This is a genomic window from Kluyvera sp. CRP, assembly GCF_019930565.1.
GTDB classification, from domain to species: domain Bacteria; phylum Pseudomonadota; class Gammaproteobacteria; order Enterobacterales; family Enterobacteriaceae; genus Kluyvera; species Kluyvera georgiana_A.
Map to the genome: position 1 here is coordinate 288,350 of NZ_CP082841.1, position 19,500 is coordinate 307,849.

Sequence of the window (19,500 nt, forward strand, 5' to 3'; positions counted from 1 at the left end):
AACACCCTCCAGAGAATATTTACTCGCTTTATTTGCATATTAATTCATAACAACGGCACAAATCAATGCAAATCTGCTTACCGATGAATTTCTGGCAAACGGCGGCATTCTAGTGACAGCCTCGGCAAAAGTCTACCTCAAAGGGCAATTTTTATTATTATTTTGCGCCACTGGCGAATCAAGCCGCCTCCAGGCATCAAAAAGATCAACTAACTCATGGGAGAAAACGCTTGCGGAGCAGAAAGACTGTAAAATGATGAGAGGACGCCTTAAAAAGTAGACCAGATGGTCAAAATTTACATTTAACCAACACTTTTAATGTAGATATCTTATAAAAATAAGCATCTGAATACAAAAGCAATAAAAAAAAGATAAAATAAAGGGCAATAAAATATTGCCCTGTGTAATCAAGTAATTACGACTACAATAACCACATCACGATGGGTAATAAATACTTATAGTTCATTCAAATTCAGCACATCACGCATATCAAAAAGACCGTTTTGCTTCGACTTAAGCCACAATGCCGATCTTACCGCTCCGTTAGCAAACGTCATGCGGCTGGAAGCCTTATGCGTTATCTCCACACGCTCGCCAATATCGGCAAACATGGCGGTGTGTTCGCCGACAATGTCGCCCGCGCGTACGGTCGCAAAACCAATCGTGCCCGGCACGCGTTCACCGGTATAACCTTCACGCGAGTAGACCGCGCAGTCCTTCAGATCTTTATCCAGCGCCCCGGCGATCGCCTCGCCCATTGCCAGCGCCGTACCCGACGGTGCATCCACTTTATGGCGGTGGTGCGCTTCAATAATTTCAATATCGGTGTAGTCGCCCATTACCTTCGCGGCTTTCTCCAGCAGCTTGAGCATGACGTTAACGCCGACGCTAAAGTTTGCGGCGAAAACGATCGCAATCTCTTGTGACGCCTCGCGAATGGCTTGTTTACCAGCATCGTCAAAGCCGGTAGTACCAATCACCATCCCTTTACCCTGCTGGCGGCAAAACGCCAGATGCGTCAACGTACCTTCCGGACGGGTAAAATCGATGAACACGTCAAAATCATCTTTTACCGCCTCAAGGCTGCTTTGAACGGTCACGCCGGACTTTCCCGCCCCCGCCAGTTCGCCAGCATCGCTGCCCAGCAAGGAAGAGCCTTCACGCTCCAGCGCGGCGCCCAGCTGAACACCTTCCATCGCCATGGCGGCCTGGATTAACTGCCGTCCCATGCGGCCGCCGGCGCCGGCAATGGCGACGCGGATTTGTGCTTCATGCATAGCTATTCTCTTTTGTAAAAATTGCGTAAATCGTTTTCAGAGTAACCAGCGCGCCCGGAGGTCGCTAGCTGAAAACACCCATAATTAGAATTTAATGATAAACAGAGGGGAATATCAGTAAAAGACATGATTCATCCCGCAGGATGAATCATTGCCGCAGCAAAGGAAAGAAGTCAAACTCGCTCAGTAAGCGGTAAGCCGATGGGAAAACGACGGGAAAACCGAACAAAATACAGCCAATCTGCATAGCGACTTTCGCAAGCCCGGTTTTACGACACAAGCGTGTAGTTAACGATCATCTGCCCTTTTTTCATCTTCACCTGGGTAATCGTCACCTGCCCAATGTCGGATAAACGCGCAACATGCGTCCCACCGCAAGGGTAAGCGGGAAGCTCACCAAACCCGACTTCGCGCAAACCGCCGTCGAATGTCACCCGGCGAGGAAGATCCTCCGCCTGCCAGGCGCTGATTTTCGCTAGCAGCGAGGCACAATCCGGCAGCGAACTGCTACCTTTTGCGGAAAACGTAATGCGCCCTTCGCCAGGCCAGTGGTGCGCTTTCACCGGTTGCCATCCGTACTCTGTACCCGCCAGGCCGATAAGATGCCCCGCAGAGTGCAGCCGCGCATGCAGCTGACGCTGTGACGCATCAACCCTCAACTTGACTACGCCAGGCTCAATCGGTGTTGCTACGATATGTAGCACGTCGTCATCACGCGCGATCACCGTCTCGACGGGGATCTCATCAATCCAGCCGGCATCCGCGGGTTGCCCACCGCCCTGTGGGTGAAAAAGCGTGCCATCCAGCACCACCGCATAGCCTCCTTCCGCTCGCGCCGTACAGCTCATCACCGTGGCTTGGCCTTCGGTGTTATCACAGGTGTAATAAAGACGTTCGGTCATGGTTGTTCTCCTCTTGATGAGAAGAGTATATTCACTTTACTCGTAGGGATAATCCCACGCCTGCTCAATGCATCTTTGCCTGGTACGCACAAATGAACCCTAACCTTCTTCCCGACCTTGCCACCTTTGTGTTGATTATTGAGCAGGGGAATTTCTCCGCCGCCGCGAAAGCCTCAGGCACCACCCCCTCTGCGATTAGCCGCAGCGTTTCACGTCTGGAACAGGCGCTGGGCAGCAAACTGTTGCATCGTACAACGCGCAAGCTGGCGCTCAGCGAAACGGGAAAAATGGTGTATGAACATGCACTGGAGATGCTGCATGCGGCACAAATGGCCGTCGACTCGGGCAGCAGCCGACAAAGCATCGCGCAAGGTAAGCTGACCCTCAGCGTGCCCAAGGCGGTGGGACGGTTTGTTATTCACCCTCTGATGGCCGAATTCTTTGCCAGCTACCCGCAGGTGGACGTCTGTCTGCGGCTGGAAGACCGCTATATGGATTTAATCGACGACGGCGTCGACCTTGCGCTGCGCATCAGTCAGTCTCCCTCCCCTGGCTTGTACGGGAAACCGCTGATGCCGGTTAGACATGTGATATGCGCTACCCCCGCGTACTTACGCGAGCACGGTATGCCAGAACACCCGCAGGCACTGCGCGACCATAGCTGTATCAGCCTTGGCGAGACCCCTGCGGATTCGCGCTGGAAGTTTCGCCGCGGTGAACGCGTGGAGACCATTCAGACTCATGGCCGCTACGCCGCCAACCACACTGGCGTACGTCTGGATGCGGTAAAAAATGATCTGGGAATCGGCAGCCTGCCGCTCTTTACCGCCCGCGAAGCACTTGCAAGCGGAGAGATCGTCCAGGTCCTGCCAGAATGGGAATTTATTAGCGACTACAGCGGCGAGCTGTGGCTGCTGTGGACGCGCAATCAACATATGCCCGCCAGAATGCGGGCGATGATTGACTATCTCAGCGAGAAGGTACCGCTACACACCTGATTACGGCGCACGGGCGAATACCTCAGCCACCCACTGACGAAAACCCTCCACATCAAGATCCAGCGCCACCTGCGCGTTAGCGGGCTGCCCCAGACGCCCTTCAATATCCACCACCGTGGTGCCAGCAGTGTATTGCCCCTGGGTTTCCACCGCCACAAAGCAGCTGTGCAGCGTAAACAGGTCCGGACGGACCAGCCAGGCAATGGCGCAGAGGTCGTGCATCCGCAGGCCGCTCTGCATACTGCCGCTACGATAGTGGCTGAACAACGCGTGAAGCATGCTGCCGGTCTTATTGAGCGCGGGAAGCGTAGACAGATACTCCGGCGTCAACACGGCCTGATTGGTGACGTCCAGCCCACACATCACAATCTCCAGACCGCTGCGGAACACCAGCGCCGCGGCTTCCGGGTCGATAGCGATGTTGAACTCGGCGTTCGGCGTAAAGTTACCGCGCCCGGCGGAGCCGCCCATGATCACCAGGCGACGGATATTAAAACGACACTCCGGATACTGAGTCAGCAGCAGCGCAATATTGGTGAGTGGCCCGATAGCCACCAGCGTAATCGGCTGCGGCGCATGCATCAGCGCATCACGGATCGCCTGGAACGCCGGTTTGGCCAGCGGCTGACGGTTGTGCTCAACAAAGTCGTAGCCTTCCATGCCCGACTCGCCGTGAACCGAGGCGGCGTCACGTAGCGGACGCACCAGCGGCGCGGCGGCCCCTTGTGCAAGTGGAACATCGGCGTCCCAGAAATGCAGGAGCTGTAAGCCGTTACGGGTGGTTTTTTCGACCGAGACGTTGCCGGCAACGGTGGTCATCAGTTGAAGATCCAGCTCCGGGGCAAACAGCGCAGCGGCAATCGCCGCCGCATCATCAATACCGGGATCGGTATCCAGAAAAATAGGTAGACGCATGATTTCTCCCTAAAAAAATGCCAGACGTTAAGCCTGGCATTTTTTCACATTCGCGGGAGAAATAATTTATTCGACTTCACGAACATCCACACGCAGTTCGCGCGGAACTTCGAAAACAATATTCTCTTCGCGGCCTTCAAGGGTGATGGCTTCGCCGCCGCCCAGCGATTGCAGGCGGGCAATCACGTTCTGCACCAGAATATCCGGCGCGGAAGCTCCAGCTGTCACGCCGACACAGGCGGCGTCTTTCACCCAGGCTTCCTGGATGTCCGCCGCATCGTCAATCAGATAGGCCGCTTTGCCCATCCGCTGCGCCAGTTCGGCCAGACGGTTGGAGTTGGACGAGTTTTTCGAGCCAACCACCAGCACCACGTCGGCCTGCTGGGCGAGCGATCGCACGGCTTCCTGGCGGTTCGTGGTGGCGTAGCAAATATCGTCTTTGCGCGGACCAACGATTTTCGGGAAGCGCTGGCGTAAGGCATCAATAACGTCGGAGGTATCGTCCACCGAGAGCGTGGTCTGGGTCATAAACGACAGCTTGCTTTCGTCTTTCACCGCCAGCTTCAGCACATCTTCCGGCGACTCAACGAGGTACATGCCCCCTTTCGGGTTGCTGTACTGACCCATCGTACCTTCCACTTCCGGGTGGCCAGCATGGCCAATCAGAATGGATTCTTCACCACGACGGCTGGCGCGCGCCACTTCCATATGCACTTTCGTGACTAACGGACAGGTCGCGTCGAACACCGTGAGCTCGCGGCTTTTAGCCTCGTTACGGACGGCCTGGGAGACCCCGTGCGCGGAGAAGATCAGGATAGCGCCGTCCGGCACTTCGCTAATCTGCTCGATAAAAATCGCGCCGCGTTCACGCAGACTGTCCACCACGTAGCGGTTGTGCACCACTTCGTGACGAACGTAGATTGGCGCGCCATAAATGGCGAGCGCATTTTCAACAATGCTGATAGCGCGGTCAACGCCTGCACAAAAGCCGCGTGGGTTGGCCAACAGGATCTGCATGTTACGCCTCCAGTACCGGATCGACTTCCAGTACTTCAATATCAAAATGAACGGTATGACCCGCCAGCGGATGGTTAAAATCAACCGTGATGGAATCACCGTTGATTTCGCGGATCACGCCCGGCATTTCGCTGCCATCCATCGCGGTGAACAGCATGATCGCCCCGATTTCCGGCTCGCCCGCATCCATAAATTCGCGGCGGGAGAAATACTGGATCAGGTCGGGCGTCGAGATACCGAACGCCGCATCCGGCTCCAGAGAGAAGGATTTTTTGTCCCCGGCCTTCAGGCCGAGAAGATGCTGCTCCAGCCCTTCAGACAGGGAGGCATCGCCCAGACGAAACAGCGCCGGTTTGCCGTTGTTACGGGTTGACTCAGCGGTAGAGCCATCGTCCAGTTTCAGCGTGAAGTGCACCAGCACCGCGCTATTGCTTTGAATCGAGTTAGACATGCAGGTACAGCCTTCTATCTTACGACATTGAAATGACGATTATTGTTATGTGTTCGGCGTAGCGATTGCAGATGGCGCGACGCTTTCCGGGCCTACAATGGATCGTAGGCCGGATAAGCGCAGCGCCATCCGGCATTATCTTACGCCTGCTTTTTCGGCAGGAAGCCTTCCAGCACAATCAACGCCGCGCCGATACAAATTGCCGTATCGGCCAGGTTGAAGGTGGCAAAGTGCCAGTCGCCGACGTAGAAATCGATCATGTCGACGACAAAACCGTGCCACAGACGGTCGAACAGGTTACCCAGCGCGCCGCCAATAATCAGCGCATAGGCGATGTTATTCAGCTTCTGCGTAGCTTTGGAACGGTACATCAGTACCGCCAGCGCCACGCAGATACCGATAGCGATACCCGCGAAGAACCAGCGCTGCCAACCGCCGCTGTCAGCCAGGAAGCTGAACGCGGCGCCGTAGTTACGCGCATAATGGAGATTAAGCGACGGGAACAGCGACACCGTTTCCCCCAGAGTAAAGTTCTGGAGGATCAGGTATTTACTGCCCAGATCGATAATCAGCACGGCGACGACCAGCCACAGCCAGCGCAGCCCTGTTGCACAAATCGATTTACTCATCAGGCAAACTTACGTTTTTCGCCGTCACCGGCCACGTTGCTCACACAGCGTCCGCAGATATCTGCGTGCTCCGCCACCTTGCCGATATCCTGAGTATAGTGCCAGCAGCGCGGGCACTTCTCACCTTCGGCTTTATTCAGCGCGACTTTCAGACCTTTCAGCAGTTCACTCTGCTGAGCGTCAGCGGTCGCCGCTGCATAATCGGCAACGGTCGCCCCGGAGGTCAACAGGACAAATCGTAATTCGTCACCCAGCGCCGTCAGTTTGGCCGCCAGCTCCGCATCCGCGTACAGGGTCACTGCCGCTTCGAGGGAACCACCGACTTTCTTGTCAGCACGCGCCTGTTCGATAACCTTGTTCACTTCGCCACGAACTTTCAGCAGCTCTTCCCAGAAGTCGTCGTTCATCTCTTCGGCATTGTCCAGACCGAACAGCCCTTCATACCATTCGCCGGTGAAGACATACTTCTCACGGTCGCCCGGCAGGTAGCCCCAGATTTCATCGGCGGTGAAGGACATGATTGGCGCCATCCAGCGAACCAGTGCTTCTGCGATATGGTACAGCGCAGTCTGGCAGCTACGACGCGCCACGCTGTCGGCTTTCGCGGTGTACTGGCGGTCTTTGATGATGTCGAGGTAGAACGAGCCCATTTCAACGGAGCAGAAGCGCATCAGACGCTGTACCACTTCGTGGAAATCGTAGGAAGCGTACGCTTTCACGATATCTTCCTGAGCGGCCTGCGCACAGGCGACGGCCCAACGATCCAGCACGACCATCTCTTCCGGTTTCACCATGTCTTTCTTCGGATCGAACCCGTTGAGGTTCGCCAGCAGGAAGCGCGCGGTGTTACGGATACGACGATAGCTGTCGGCAGCACGTTTCAGGATTTCGTCAGACACCGCCATTTCGCCGGTGTAGTCGGTGGATGCCACCCACAGACGCAGGATATCCGCGCCCAGTTTGTTCATCACGTCCTGCGGAGAAACGGTGTTACCAATAGATTTGGACATCTTACGGCCCTGACCATCGACGGTGAAGCCGTGGGTCAGTACCTGACGGTATGGCGCTTTGCCTTTCATGGCGACGCTGATCATCAGCGAGGACATGAACCAGCCGCGGTGCTGGTCGGAACCTTCCAGGTACATATCCGCTGCGTGACCGCCGAATTCCGGACGGGCGTCAACAACGGAGTAGCTGGTTGAACCGGAGTCGAACCATACGTCCAGCGTATCCGGCACTTTGACGTAGTTGTCTGCGTCGTCGCCGAGGATTTCACGCGGGTCGAGATCCCACCACGCCTGAATGCCATCTTTCTCAACGTATTTGGCCACCGCTTCCATCAATTCGGTGGTGCGCGGGTGCAGCTCTTCGGTGTCTTTATGCACGAACAGCGCCATCGGCACGCCCCAGGTACGCTGACGGGAGATACACCAGTCAGGACGGTTAGCCACCATGGATTCGATACGCGCTTTACCCCATGCAGGGATCCAGCCGCTCAGATCTTCTTTCGCCAGGCCTTCCTGTTCAATGCGGTCGATCTCTTTGAGAGACTGAATGCGCAGGCCTTTCTGGTCCATGCTGACGAACCACTGCGGGGTCGCACGGAAGATGATCGGCGACTTATGACGCCAGCAGCACGGATAGCTGTGCTGCATTTTTTCGACGTGCAGCAGCGCGCCTTTCTCCGTCAGCAGCGCAACGATTTTGTCGTTGGCTTTAAAGACGTTCACACCGTCCAGCTCCGGATAGGTACCCGCCAGGTATGAGCCGTCCGGGCCAACCGGGTTCGCGATTTCCAGGCCGTATTTCTGGCTGATCACGTAGTCGTCCGGGCCGTGGCCACCGGCGGTATGCACCGCGCCGGTACCCGCATCCAGGGTGACGTGATCGCCGAGGATAGCCGGCACATCGAAGCCCATGAACGGGTGGGTAAAGCGCAGCAGCTCCAGCTCAGCGCCTTTGACGGTACCGAGGATGGTGTAGTCAGCGGCGCCAATGCGTTTCATCACGCTTTCGACCAGATCGCTGGCCAGAATCACCGCCTGACCGTCGATCTGCACCAGCGCATAATCGAAGTCCGGCGCCAGGGAAATGGCGCGGTTAGCTGGCAGAGTCCACGGCGTGGTGGTCCAGATAACCAGCGAGATAGGCCCAGTCACGTTGGACGCGCCAAATTTCGCTTTTACCGCGTCCTGATCGGCGGCGTGGAACGCGACGTCGATAGACGGGGAGGTTTTGTCGTAATACTCAACTTCCGCTTCCGCCAGCGCAGAACGGCAGTCAACGCACCAGTGCACCGGCTTCGCGCCTTTGTGCAGGTGGCCGTTAGCGACGATTTTACCCAGCGCGCGAATGATGTTGGCTTCGGTTTTGAAGTCCATGGTCAGGTACGGCTTCTGCCAGTCGCCCAGCACGCCCAGACGGATAAAGTCGGTACGCTGGCCGTCAACCTGAGTGGCGGCATATTCGCGGCACTTGGCGCGGAATTCTGCCGCGGTGAATTTCTCACCTGGCTTACCGTATTCCTGCTCTACCTTCAGTTCGATCGGCAGGCCATGGCAGTCCCAACCCGGGACGTACGGCGAGTCGTAACCGGAAAGTCCTTTGGACTTCACGATAATGTCTTTCAGAATCTTGTTAACCGAGTGACCAATATGAATGCTGCCATTCGCATATGGAGGGCCATCATGCAGAATGAAGGTTTTTTTGCCTTTTTTGGCTGCACGAATGATGCCGTACAGGTCATCATCGGTCCAACGCGCCAGCATCCCCGGTTCACGCTTGGCGAGATCGCCGCGCATCGGGAACCCTGTTTCCGGCAAATTCAGGGTAGATTTATAGTCACTCATCAGATTATCGATTCCGTATTTAAAACGTGTTCAGGCATTAAGCCGGTGTTGATAGCCCAAAATGCTCCCGGGCCGTTAGCACATCGCGTGCGATTTGAGCCTTAAGCTCATCAAGCGACGCGAATCGCTGCTCGTTGCGTATCTTTTTACGCAGTATCACATCTATATGGCGACCGTACAGGTCCATTGCAACGTCCAGCAAATGAACCTCCAGCTGCTGGCGCATGCCCGCAACCGTTGGACGCGTGCCAATGTTAGCCACGCCCGGCAGCGGCTTGTCGCCCAGCCCTGCCACTTCCACCGCATAAACCCCTTTAACAGGGGAAACCTGACGACGCAGCGGTAAATTCGCCGTCGGGAAACCAATTGTGCGGCCCAGTTCATCGCCGTGCACCACGCGCCCGGAGATAATAAAAGGATGACCCAGCAGACGTTCCGCCTGCTCGAGATTATCGTCGGCCAATGCCTGGCGCACCGCGGTGCTGCTAATGCGTACTCCGCCATGGCAGAAGGTTTGCGTGCTGGTGATGTCGAAACCGAAGTCCGCGCCCGCCTTCTGTAATAACAAGAAATCCCCCTGACGACCAGCGCCAAAGCGGAAATCATCCCCCACGGCAAGGAACTGCACGCCCAGCCGCTTCACCAGCAGCTCGCTGATAAAGTCCTGCGCGGTCAGCGCCGCAAAGCGGCGATCAAAACGCAGGCACAGGACGTAGTCCACTCCACTCTCGGCCAGATAGCGCAGCTTTTCGCGCAGGCGCGTCAAGCGCGCAGGGGCCTTGTCAGCCGCGAAGAGCTCCAGCGGCTGCGGTTCAAAAATCATCACCACCACAGGCAAACCGCGCGCTCTGCCCTCGGCACGTAAGCCTTGCAGTAACGCCTGATGCCCACGATGCACACCGTCGAAATTACCAATGGTCAGAACGCACCCATGTGGGGCCTGACTGAGATTATGTATGCCGCGTATCAGCTTCATGTCTGGCTCAAAAGAGTGAAAATCGTCAGAGTATACCTTGTACAGCAGTCAAGGTTAACCGGCGATTACACCTCGTAACGGAAAGAGGGAATGATTTCATCAGCATCCGTTAAAAAGGCAAGAAAATATAGTCGAGACGCGTGATTTTTGTGCCGGAAAGACTGTATTCATCGGCGACAAGCTGGTAGAATCCTGCGCCATCAATACGTAATGCAGCGTTGTCAAATTAACGGCGCTTATTTGCACAAATCCATTGACAAAAGAAGGCTAAACGGGCATATTCCTCGGCCTTTGAATTGTCCATATAGAACACATTTGGGAGTTGGCCTTGGCTAATATCAAATCAGCTAAGAAGCGCGCCGTTCAGTCTGAAAAGGCTCGCAAACACAACGCTAGCCGTCGCTCTATGATGCGTACTTTCATCAAGAAAGTATACGCAGCTATCGAAGCTGGCGACAAAGCTACTGCACTGAAAGCATTTAACGAAATGCAACCGATCGTGGACCGTCAGGCTGCTAAAGGTCTGATCCACAAAAACAAAGCTGCACGTCATAAAGCAAACCTGACTGCACAGATCAACAAACTGGCTTAATCGCCCGCTTGTTATCAGCTTTGTAGAAAAACCCGCGTAAAGCGGGTTTTTTTATGCCTGCGATTGACGTCGCCCGGCATGCCGGGCGACAAGATTACTTCGACGGTTCGGCAAACAGCGCCGAATAGTCGCTATGGCAGATACGCTGTACCGATGGATGCTGAATCATGCGTTCGGCAAAAATTGCGTGATACTCTTCCATCACGTTATCCATACGGCCAATTTCCACAATGCTGTCGTCGGCATAAAAGTCGTGGGCATAGAGCGTCGGCGCGACAAATATGGCGTTATGCGCCGCGCCAAAGGCCTTCATCAGCGCCGCATCGTCAAACTCACCAAGTATCTCGACCTTCAGCCCCTGCACGTTAAACCAGTTCAGCAGCTTACGCCCGAGCATGGAGCGGCGGCCCGGAATCAGCAAACGTCGCTCTTCCAGACAGGCCGGGAAAGGTTTCTCCGGCGGCGGATTGGTGCACCAGAAGCTCACGCTGCACTCACCGATTTTGACCGAGAACAGCCCTTCCTGCTGCGTGGAGTCGATCGGGCAGTCAGAGATAATCATATCCAGCTTGTGCTGACTGAGCTGCTCGAGCAACATTTCATGCGTCGACTCAAAACAGCGCAGATGAATTTGCTCACCTTCCACCACGGCGGCATCCAGTACGCCACTGACCAACCGTTTCGACAGCGCATCGGCTACGCCGACGTCGAACAACAGGTTCGATTCCTTACGGTAGTTCACGATATCCAGCATCTCCTGGCTTAAGGTGAACATTTTGTCCGCGTAGCGGAAGACCAGTTCCCCGAGCTCCGTCGGCTCAATGCCGCGCCCTTTACGTTTAAACAGCTTGCCCTGCAGGCGCTCTTCCAGTGCCTTAATCTGTCCGGTAATGGTCTGCGGCGTGAGGTACAGCGCCTCCGCCGCGCCCACGACAGAACCTTCCTTGTAGACATGCCAGAAGTAGTAAAGATGGTTGTAGTTAATATGCGACATGCCCTGTGCTCCCCTCTCCTTTCATTCTCATTTCGCTACCGGCTTTAAGCGTGCACGTAGCAAGCTGTATCCCACCACCGCTGACAGGACGGAGCCGATCAGAATGCCAAGCTTCGCCCAGTTAATCAGCGACGGATCGACGCTGCCAAAGGCCAGGCTGGCGATAAAAATAGACATCGTAAAACCAATCCCGCACAGCAGGCCCACGGCCATAATCTGCGCAAAGCGGGTGCCTTCCGGCAGCTTTGCCAGATTCAGCTTCAGCGCCAGCCAGCAGAACACGCTAATGCCCAGCGGTTTGCCAATAAACAGACCGGCGATAATGCCCAGCGGCAGCAGCGAAGTCAGCCCGTCCAGCGTCACCCCTTGCAGCGAGACGCCCGCATTCGCAAAGGCAAATAGCGGCAGGATCATAAAGGCCACCCACGGGTGTAAAACGTGCTCAAGCTGTTTCGCTGGCGACTTGCCGTCCTGCTCGCGCAGCGGAATAAAGAAGCCCACGATCACGCCCGCCAGCGTGGCATGCACGCCCGACTTCAGCACCGCGGTCCACAAAATGACGCCGACCAGAATATAAATACCGGTGCGCCGTACGCCGCTCAGATTCAGGACAGCCAGCGCCGCAATAGCAACGGCCGCGACGGCAAGCGACAGCAGCGATAAATCGCTGGTGTAGAACAGCGCAATAATCACAATAGCGCCCAGGTCGTCGATAATTGCCAGCGCCATCAGGAAGATCTTGAGCGATGCCGGAACCCGGCTGCCGAGCAGCGCCAGCACGCCAAGTGCAAAAGCGATATCCGTTGCCGCCGGAATCGCCCAGCCGCTGCTGGCCACCGGATCCTGCGCGTTAAACGCCAGATAGACCAGCGCGGGCACGACCATACCACCCAGCGCGGCCACGACCGGGAAAATCGCCTGACGACGCGTCGCTAACGATCCCTGCATCATCTCGCGTTTAACCTCGAGGCCAATCAACAGGAAAAACACCGCCATCAGGGCATCGTTAATCCACAGCAGCATGTTTTTGTTGATCTCAAGGGCGCCGACGCGAACCTGCACCGGGGTATCTAAAAAAGCCCGATACAGGCCGCTGGTGAATCCCATGTTCGCCATCAGCATCGCCAGTACGGCAGCAATAATGAGGATAATGCCCCCAGAGGCATCGTTGCTAAAGAAACGCTGAAGATGCTTCACTTTTACTCTCTCTGTTCCGTCAATAACTCGTTTAAACCATTCTAAACCCCTTAACTGCTCGAAAAAATAAGATTATTATTGCTCAACGATTCGTTTTTAACGAAATATAATCAAAAGAAAGCCGGACATACCGAAGTATTCAGCGTTGCAAAAGTTAATCATAGACAATGCGCAACAGCGTCAGTTGCTTGTCTTCATCGAGATAATGGGTTTCGACCGATGCGTACGGCTGCGCGATCGGCGTGGTCAGATTCTCCACAATGACGTGACGCTCAACGCTATCGTGACGATGACAAAGAACCTCAAGCGCATCCGTCTCATTCCAGCAGCCCATTTCCACCACGCTGCCGGAAAAGACAATATTGCCAATCGCGGCCGCGCCTGTGGTACATGCCCACGGCAATAGCAAAATAAGCACCGTGCCGCCTACCCGATTTCTCATTCCGTGAACCTCGCCATCAGCGCATTACCCTTTTGCTTTCAGGATCGCCATCTGTAATGCATCCTGCGATGTGCTGCCGGGAACGACAGAGATCCGTTTGCTATCGGCATTGGCCGCCTGCGGCATCACCACAAAGGCTGGCGTGCCAGTGAAGTCCATATGCTGCGCCAGCGCCTGATTGAGCATCAACGCATCATGAATACGGCCGCTACTTTGCGCGCTATTCACCGCCGCAATTTGCGCGTCATTCAGATAGTGATGCGCCAGAGAATAAATATCCTTGTCCGTCAGCGCGCCTTCCACTTTACCCGTCGCGTAAAGGGCATTGTGCCAGTCGAGATACTTCGCGCCGCCGTGCGTCAGCCAGACCTGCTCGCCGACGCGCGCCGCCAGTCCGGATGCCGGCCAGCGAGAGGCAAAAATCGGAAACTCTTTAAAAATAAAGCGCGTATCGGGGTTCGCTTTGACCAGATTTTCGACTTCCGGCGCCATTTTGCTGCACCACGAACACTGGTAATCGAAGAACATGACCACGGCGGCTTTCGCATCGGCAGGGCCGACGGAAGGGCTGCTATCGCTCAGCAAATCGGCACGATACTGCGACGCCAACTGCACGTAAGCCTGCTGCTGGGCAATTTGCTGGCGTTGATGCAGGGTTTCGCTAGCCGCCACTAAAAACTCGGGATGATTCGCCAGATACGTCGCAACCGCCTGCCCGACTTTGTCAGGATGGCTGGCAATATAGGCTTCGGCCTCTGGGCCAATCTGCGCGTTATCGGTCGCCATCGCGGGAAGCGAGATGGCGCTGAACAATGCCAGCGCCGCCCATGAACGGCGTGCTAAAACAGGATGTAACATACGAGAGTCCTCATTCTCTAAAGGGGAAAAATTAGCGATTTTCAACGGCGTTAAAGACCACCGGCGGCATCACCCGGCCATCATCATTAATGCTTTGCCAACGAATCGCGCAGTGCGCCGCCTTCTGGCATCCGCGCAGACGCCGGGTGGAAAAAGGGGCGACGACGCCCGCGCCATCCCTCGCGCTACCGTCAATGTTCAGTAAAAAAAGGGTGATGTAATAAGGCGTTGGGTTGTGCACCGAAAGGCCGTCCGGGGCCAGGCTCCAGCGCAGTTGCCGGTACGCCTGCTGCGGGTCGCCGCTCAGCCCGGAGGGGCGATAAAGCAGTTTCATGGCCGAACGAAAAGCCATCTGCACGCTGTTGGCACTCGGTTTCCCGGAAGGGATCGCGGCAATACTGAGCGTAAAAAGGCTCTCTCTGTCGTTCGGCAACGAGCCGCCGCTGTACACCAGACGCAGCGTATTCTCCTGGCCTGCGGCAAGCAGGAAGAGCGGTGGCGTGACGATAAACGGCGGTGAAGCGACAGGGGTCGGGTCGGCGCCAGGCCAACGTACGGCAGACTGAATATGGCTATTGATCAGCCAGCTTGTGGCAGAGGTATTGCGCAGCGGTACGCTGAGCGATGAGGTGCCAGCCGGATAAATAAACCGCGTGCCGCCAATCACCACGCCAGCCCGTGCCGGAGAGAGCGACAGCAATAACCCGATTGTCGCCAGGCGAAGAATCAACTTATTCATAGGTCAGCTTAAATGTCGCCGAAGCGTTTGCCGTGCCGGATGCGACCGTGCCGCCATCCGCCACATAACGCGCATAAAACTGTAGATGTACGGACGCCTGCCCGCCGATCAGCGGCATCGTCGCACTGTCAGCGCCCAGCGGGATGGCATTTTTGTTTGTGTCATACAGCGCGATCCCCACGCCGGTGGCATTGCCCTCTTCGGGCGTCAGCGCCAACAGATTGTGATTGCTCTCATCCTCACTGCCGCTAAAGCTCACCGAAACACCGCTGGCGGTTGAACCACAGTTCAACAGATCGATAGCAAACGACTGCCAGGCGGCCCCCTCGCCAGGATGCAAAAACTGGCGGTTAGAGACGTCGCCCATCGCCACGGTCATATTCTGTGAATCTGGCGAAAGCGTGCAGGTGTTATTGGTGATAGTGCCAGTGACGTAGACACGTCCATCGTGGGCCAGCGTCGCGAACGCCGCCAGACTCAACGCAATGCCGCAAGCGGCGCAAAGATGAATGTTCACTGCCGCCCCTTATTCATACTGAAGATCGAAATACATCACCGCCGTCGCATTACCTGAGGTCACGACGGGCTGAGTGGATTTGTAGCGGATGTAAAACGAGAGCGTGTTTCGCCCCGCTTTAAGCGGATAAACCGCCGAGTCGCTGTTGTTGATGCTGACGTCATTCTGGTTTTCATCGAGGATTTCAACGCCCACGCCGCTGGCCAGCATATTTTCGTTGCCCATTCCGGTGTCGGTCAGCGCCAGCAGCGACGGATTGTCACTGTCGGCCTGGCCGGTAAACCAGATTCTGGTACCGCTGATCTCTCGTGAGCAGTTTTTCAGGTTAATGTTGAAAGGCTTAAACTTTGTCGTCGTTCCGGCGGACGGAAAGTCGTCCACCGAAAATTGCCCGAGATCGATACTCTGGCTCAGGCTGGAGATATCAACATCGCAGGTTTGCGCCACGATAGTGCCGGTAAATTCGAGGTTGTAGCCCGAATCATCAGCCCGGCATAAAGGCGCCAGCGCCAGCGCAGCAAAGAGATACAGGCGTTTGTCCATTTAATCGAAATCCACCCGTAGGTTAGCCAGCGCCGTGAAGGCCCCTTCCGCCGGCACGTTTCCGGTTGTACTCACCGGATAAGCTTGCAGGGCGATGTTTGCCCACCCGCGATCGTCCGTAACAAAAGGGGCGCGACTGCTGAGGTCATCAGGCGTGAGTACATTGCCGTCGCGGGTTTCCACCACCACGCCGACATCGGGGTTGCTTGAGGCGATCGCCTGGGGAAAATGGCTATCGGCGGTCGCCATCACGCGCATGCTCATGTTGACCGTCGAATCCACGCCGTTGCACTTAACCGGGACGTTAAAGTTGCGCGTCCTCACGCCCGGCGGTTTCTCTCCCGCATGCGTAAAATTGCCGCTATACAGCGAACCAAAGTCGACAACAATGGTTTGTCCGGCATTGATTTCGCAGCTTTGCGGCACGGTGATGCTGCCGCTGTAGACAATGTTGTAAACCACGTCAGTAAGAAGATCGCTGTTGTTGGTTGTTACGTAGACGCTGAACATCGTCTTGGGTGAGATGACGACGGATCCCACGAAAGGCTTCACGACCTTCAACTGGAAAATAAGGTTGGAATCGCGAATATAGAATGGCGTGCCAGTGTTGACGTTACCGTCAGTCCCCATCATGTAATAGTTAACAGGCGGGTAGAAATTACCCACCGCCGAATCCTGAATCTGCATGGCGCCTTCCAGATAATCCGGGTCGAGCTTTAAGTATTGCCAGCGCCCGTCGGTTTCCACGACGGGATAAGGCGAGACATAGGAACGATAGGTGTGATTATAGGGAGCCGATCCCGCGGGACATACCGCCTGCACATTCACCTCCTGGCTTCTCGCCAGCTGCACGGTCTTGCCCGCCTGGTTCTGCGCGGCAGTCAGCGTTGTCGTCAGGTCGTAATCCACGCTGGAAGGGGAGCCGTTCACGTTTTTACAGACGTCGGCCAACGCATGCTGCGCCAGCAGCACACCGGCCAGCAGGAGTAATAACACGCGTACTTTCATTTAGTTACATTCCACGGTTTGTCGGACCAGCGCCTGTGAGGCCGCTGGCAGTTGGTAATGCGCTTCACAGCGCTGATTCGCCTGTTTCCCCCACTGAAGCTGCAGCGCGCCCTGATTCGCCAGCCCGGGCAGATACACCTCGCCATCGTCGCCGACAATGGCGTCAATGCCCTCGGTCGTTGCCGTCGCGCCAAACGGCACAGCCTTGCCGTGATAGCGCACGGTCAGCAACGCGCGCTGCCCTACCCGCGCTTGAAAGCGAGCCACCGCTAACGCGCCTTCGGTAGGCACGACATTGGTCACCGAATCATCGATATCGACATCATTCGCCAGAGTGTTCACGTCGAGCGCCATCCGGTTTTGTCGATAGGTCGTGGCATAAGGAACCACGGCATAGCCATGACCGTCGGTATGAATACCGGACTCCTCTTCAATACCGACACCCGCCGCGCCCGGCACTGCCACCAGGATATTGGTGCTTCCCAGCGGCTGGCTGAGGGTCACGCCGTGAGAATGCACCACCAGCCCGCCGTTCAGGCCGTAGTTCACCTGCTGGTAGTTGCCGTTATCATTCATGTTGTAACCCACGCTCGCGTCGCCGCGGCTGCCGTCATACTCCATGCTGGCCGCACCGCTCTCGCCGCCACCGTGATTTTGCATGCCCTGTTGAACGCTATAACTGAGGTTGTTTTCATCCAGCAACGTACCGTTAATCCCCATGTTTTCCGTCACGTTATGCTGTTTGTCGCTGCTGGCGCTAAAGGTGGCGTAGGCGTTATGCGGCGAGCGCGTGAGATCATCGCCATGGCTCAGCCACTGCGTCAGCGGCAAGGACATGTTCAGCGACAGAATCTGATCGCTCTCCGCCTCCCCAGGCGATTGGCTGTCGTTGTACGATACGCTCCATGAGATGCCACCGACGGTATCGCTATACCCCACCTGCAGCAGCGAGTTAGTTTCATCGGTATGCCAGTAGCTTTGCTTGCTCGCAGTAATGAAAAAGGAGCCGTAGCGGCCTAGCTGCTGGGAGATATTCAGCTGCACCTTGCCGCGTTTGGTGTAGTAAAGGTTGTAGTAATCAGACCCGTTGGTTGTATCGCCATCGTCTTCCCGATTGCCGTCATAACCCGACATCCTTTTCCACGTCGTTTCATCCAGCGTATAAAACGAGGAGGTCGAGTAGCGGTATCCCAGCAGTTGCAGGTTGGTCCCAAGCGGATTGAGTGATTTCGCGTACAGCACGCGCAGCGATTGCCCCTGATGCTCACTGTCATCAGCCAGGGTGCTGTAGGCCTGAGTCATATCCAGCGAAATGGCCCCCCAGTCGCCCATGTTGGCCCCAGCCCCCAGCGCCGCGGCTTTATAATGCTCGGCAAACTGCGTACCGCCGTATAAGGTCAAACCGTGGGGCAGCCCCCACATCAACGTCGCCTGGCCGAATGTTACGTCCTCTTTCTGACTGCTATCGCCGCGATATTCCGCCAGCGAGGCGGCGTATTTTAATCGGCCCTCTCGTTGCAGCACCGGAACGGCGGAGTACGGCACGCTATAGCTGCTGGTGCTGCCATCGGATTCTTTCACCTCAACGACTAAATCGCCGCTGGCGGCCGTCGGGTAGAGATCGTTAATGGTAAAGGGGCCCGGCGGGACATAGCGCTGGTTGATGACATAGCCGTTCTGACGAATGGTGACCTGCGCATTGCTGCTGGCGATGCCGTGAATGGTTGGCGCAAACCCTTTCATACTGTCAGGCAACATGTTGTCGTTGGAAGCTATCTGCACGCCGCGAAACGGCAGGCTGTCAAACACGCCGCCGGGGGTGTAGCTATCCCCCGCCGTCAGTTCGCTTTTCAGCGCCACAACATCCCGTTCCAGATAGGTGCTGATATGCTGCCAGTCGCTCTTGTTATCCCGGCTGCTGCTGTTGTAGTTCCAGGTGGAATCGTCACGGAGACGCCATGCCCCCAGGTTTAGGCCACCGTTCAGTCCCAGAAAATAGTTATTTTCCGCCGAGCCATCAACGCTCTTATCGCTACTGTTGGCCCCGGTAAACGTATAGTTCAGCAACAGCGCATTCACCCCTTCATCCCAGTTTTGCGGAGGAATGTAGCCCCTGGCGTTATTGACCATTGCCGCCTGCGGGATGCTGATGTTCAGTCGCTGCTGGGCAAAATCAAAACTCACCGAAGCGGCGGGAATGGCGGCTGCAATATCGATACAGTCGGTTGGCCCGGCCTTCGCCAACGTCGCCAGAGCGGCGACGTTCACCCCCATATCCCGCAGCATCGCAGGGGTCAGACAAGCGCTTAACCCGCTGTTATCGCTGGCCGTTTGCCCCGGTTTGCGCGGGTTGAAGGTGATATCCCGGCTCGCCTGCCGTGTTTTATTCAGATAGATATCAACACGGTAAATACCAGGGGCCTGATTGTTATGGTTAAACGTTGAGAGATCGGCCACCGCCGACGGATCGTCGGAAAGAAAAGCGGGGTTAAAATAGTTTTCCGCCCAACCTTTTGGCGCCGCCAACGCGCTGGCTAACGCCAGGGCCAGGCTCGTCAACGCAGGTCTGGCGGTATTGTGCAAAGAGCGCTTCATG

General features: G+C 56.1%; 19 protein-coding genes and 1 pseudogene. 2 read left to right on the forward strand and 18 right to left on the reverse strand.

Going from position 1 to position 19,500, the window contains the following annotated elements:
* Positions 1-455 precede the first annotated feature (455 nt).
* A complete protein-coding gene (gene dapB, locus K7B04_RS01305; RefSeq protein ID WP_223803334.1) occupies positions 456-1,277 on the reverse strand; it encodes a 4-hydroxy-tetrahydrodipicolinate reductase in 822 nt (273 codons plus the stop codon).
* Positions 1,278-1,546: 269 nt separating this feature from the next.
* Positions 1,547-2,179, reverse strand: coding sequence for an alanyl-tRNA editing protein (locus K7B04_RS01310; protein ID WP_223803335.1), 633 nt, complete (start codon positions 2,177-2,179; stop codon positions 1,547-1,549).
* Positions 2,180-2,271: 92 nt separating this feature from the next.
* Between K7B04_RS01310 and K7B04_RS01315 the strand changes: the two genes are divergently transcribed.
* Entirely contained in the window at positions 2,272-3,177 is a 906-nt protein-coding gene (locus tag K7B04_RS01315) for a LysR family transcriptional regulator (protein WP_223803336.1), read from the forward strand.
* On the opposite strand, the gene rihC is transcribed toward K7B04_RS01315, so the two are convergent.
* From rihC to K7B04_RS01350, 7 genes and pseudogenes are all read right to left on the reverse strand, one after another.
* Positions 3,178-4,092, reverse strand: coding sequence for a ribonucleoside hydrolase RihC (rihC, locus tag K7B04_RS01320; RefSeq protein ID WP_223803337.1), 915 nt, complete (start codon positions 4,090-4,092; stop codon positions 3,178-3,180).
* A 66-nt stretch (positions 4,093-4,158) separates the two neighbouring features.
* The gene (gene ispH, locus K7B04_RS01325; RefSeq protein WP_163448216.1) at positions 4,159-5,109 is read right to left on the reverse strand and encodes a 4-hydroxy-3-methylbut-2-enyl diphosphate reductase; all 951 of its coding nucleotides are present in this window, start codon (positions 5,107-5,109) and stop codon (positions 4,159-4,161) included.
* Position 5,110: 1 nt separating this feature from the next.
* A complete protein-coding gene (fkpB, locus tag K7B04_RS01330) occupies positions 5,111-5,560 on the reverse strand; it encodes an FKBP-type peptidyl-prolyl cis-trans isomerase (RefSeq protein ID WP_064547280.1) in 450 nt (149 codons plus the stop codon).
* Positions 5,561-5,700: 140 nt separating this feature from the next.
* Positions 5,701-6,189, reverse strand: coding sequence for a signal peptidase II (gene lspA / locus K7B04_RS01335; RefSeq protein WP_223803338.1), 489 nt, complete (start codon positions 6,187-6,189; stop codon positions 5,701-5,703).
* Entirely contained in the window at positions 6,189-9,038 is a 2,850-nt protein-coding gene (ileS, locus tag K7B04_RS01340; RefSeq protein ID WP_223803339.1) for an isoleucine--tRNA ligase, read from the reverse strand. Before ileS ends, lspA begins: the two co-directional genes overlap by 1 nt.
* A gap of 37 nt (positions 9,039-9,075) precedes the next feature.
* The gene (gene ribF / locus K7B04_RS01345; protein ID WP_064547274.1) at positions 9,076-10,014 is read right to left on the reverse strand and encodes a bifunctional riboflavin kinase/FAD synthetase; all 939 of its coding nucleotides are present in this window, start codon (positions 10,012-10,014) and stop codon (positions 9,076-9,078) included.
* Positions 10,015-10,039: 25 nt separating this feature from the next.
* Positions 10,040-10,219, reverse strand: a pseudogene (locus tag K7B04_RS01350) (DUF2575 domain-containing protein).
* Positions 10,220-10,342: 123 nt separating this feature from the next.
* Between K7B04_RS01350 and rpsT the strand changes: the two are divergent.
* Positions 10,343-10,606, forward strand: coding sequence for a 30S ribosomal protein S20 (gene rpsT, locus K7B04_RS01355; protein ID WP_003018940.1), 264 nt, complete (start codon positions 10,343-10,345; stop codon positions 10,604-10,606).
* 94 nt (positions 10,607-10,700) lie between these two features.
* On the opposite strand, the gene nhaR is transcribed toward rpsT, so the two are convergent.
* The 9 genes from nhaR to K7B04_RS01400 all read right to left on the reverse strand — a co-directional run bounded on the left by nhaR (position 10,701) and on the right by K7B04_RS01400 (position 19,499).
* Positions 10,701-11,600: a transcriptional activator NhaR gene (gene nhaR, locus K7B04_RS01360; protein ID WP_163448213.1), complete on the reverse strand. Its 900-nt coding sequence runs from the start codon at positions 11,598-11,600 to the stop codon at positions 10,701-10,703.
* Positions 11,601-11,627: 27 nt separating this feature from the next.
* On the reverse strand, positions 11,628-12,797 hold the full coding sequence (gene nhaA, locus K7B04_RS01365) for a Na+/H+ antiporter NhaA (RefSeq protein ID WP_223803340.1): 1,170 nt from the start codon (positions 12,795-12,797) through the stop codon (positions 11,628-11,630).
* Positions 12,798-12,951: 154 nt separating this feature from the next.
* Complete coding sequence (locus K7B04_RS01370) at positions 12,952-13,239, reverse strand: hypothetical protein (RefSeq protein ID WP_223803341.1); 288 nt, start codon at positions 13,237-13,239, stop codon at positions 12,952-12,954.
* 24 nt (positions 13,240-13,263) lie between these two features.
* Positions 13,264-14,097 (reverse strand): DsbA family protein, encoded by an 834-nt coding sequence (locus K7B04_RS01375; RefSeq protein ID WP_223803342.1) that lies wholly within the window; start codon positions 14,095-14,097, stop codon positions 13,264-13,266.
* A gap of 31 nt (positions 14,098-14,128) precedes the next feature.
* Positions 14,129-14,836, reverse strand: a complete 708-nt coding sequence (locus tag K7B04_RS01380; protein ID WP_223803343.1) for a pili/flagellar-assembly chaperone — start codon at positions 14,834-14,836, stop codon at positions 14,129-14,131.
* Positions 14,829-15,347 (reverse strand): fimbrial protein BcfF, encoded by a 519-nt coding sequence (locus K7B04_RS01385; protein ID WP_223804107.1) that lies wholly within the window; start codon positions 15,345-15,347, stop codon positions 14,829-14,831. Before K7B04_RS01385 ends, K7B04_RS01380 begins: the two co-directional genes overlap by 8 nt.
* 15 nt (positions 15,348-15,362) lie before the next feature.
* A complete protein-coding gene (locus K7B04_RS01390; RefSeq protein WP_167576865.1) occupies positions 15,363-15,896 on the reverse strand; it encodes a fimbrial protein BcfE in 534 nt (177 codons plus the stop codon).
* Complete coding sequence (locus K7B04_RS01395) at positions 15,897-16,904, reverse strand: fimbrial protein BcfD (protein ID WP_223803344.1); 1,008 nt, start codon at positions 16,902-16,904, stop codon at positions 15,897-15,899.
* Positions 16,905-19,499 carry a fimbrial biogenesis usher protein gene (locus K7B04_RS01400; protein WP_223803345.1) on the reverse strand — a complete coding sequence of 865 codons (2,595 nt, stop codon included), beginning with the start codon at positions 19,497-19,499 and terminating at the stop codon, positions 16,905-16,907.
* Between the last annotated feature and the right edge of the window lies 1 nt (position 19,500).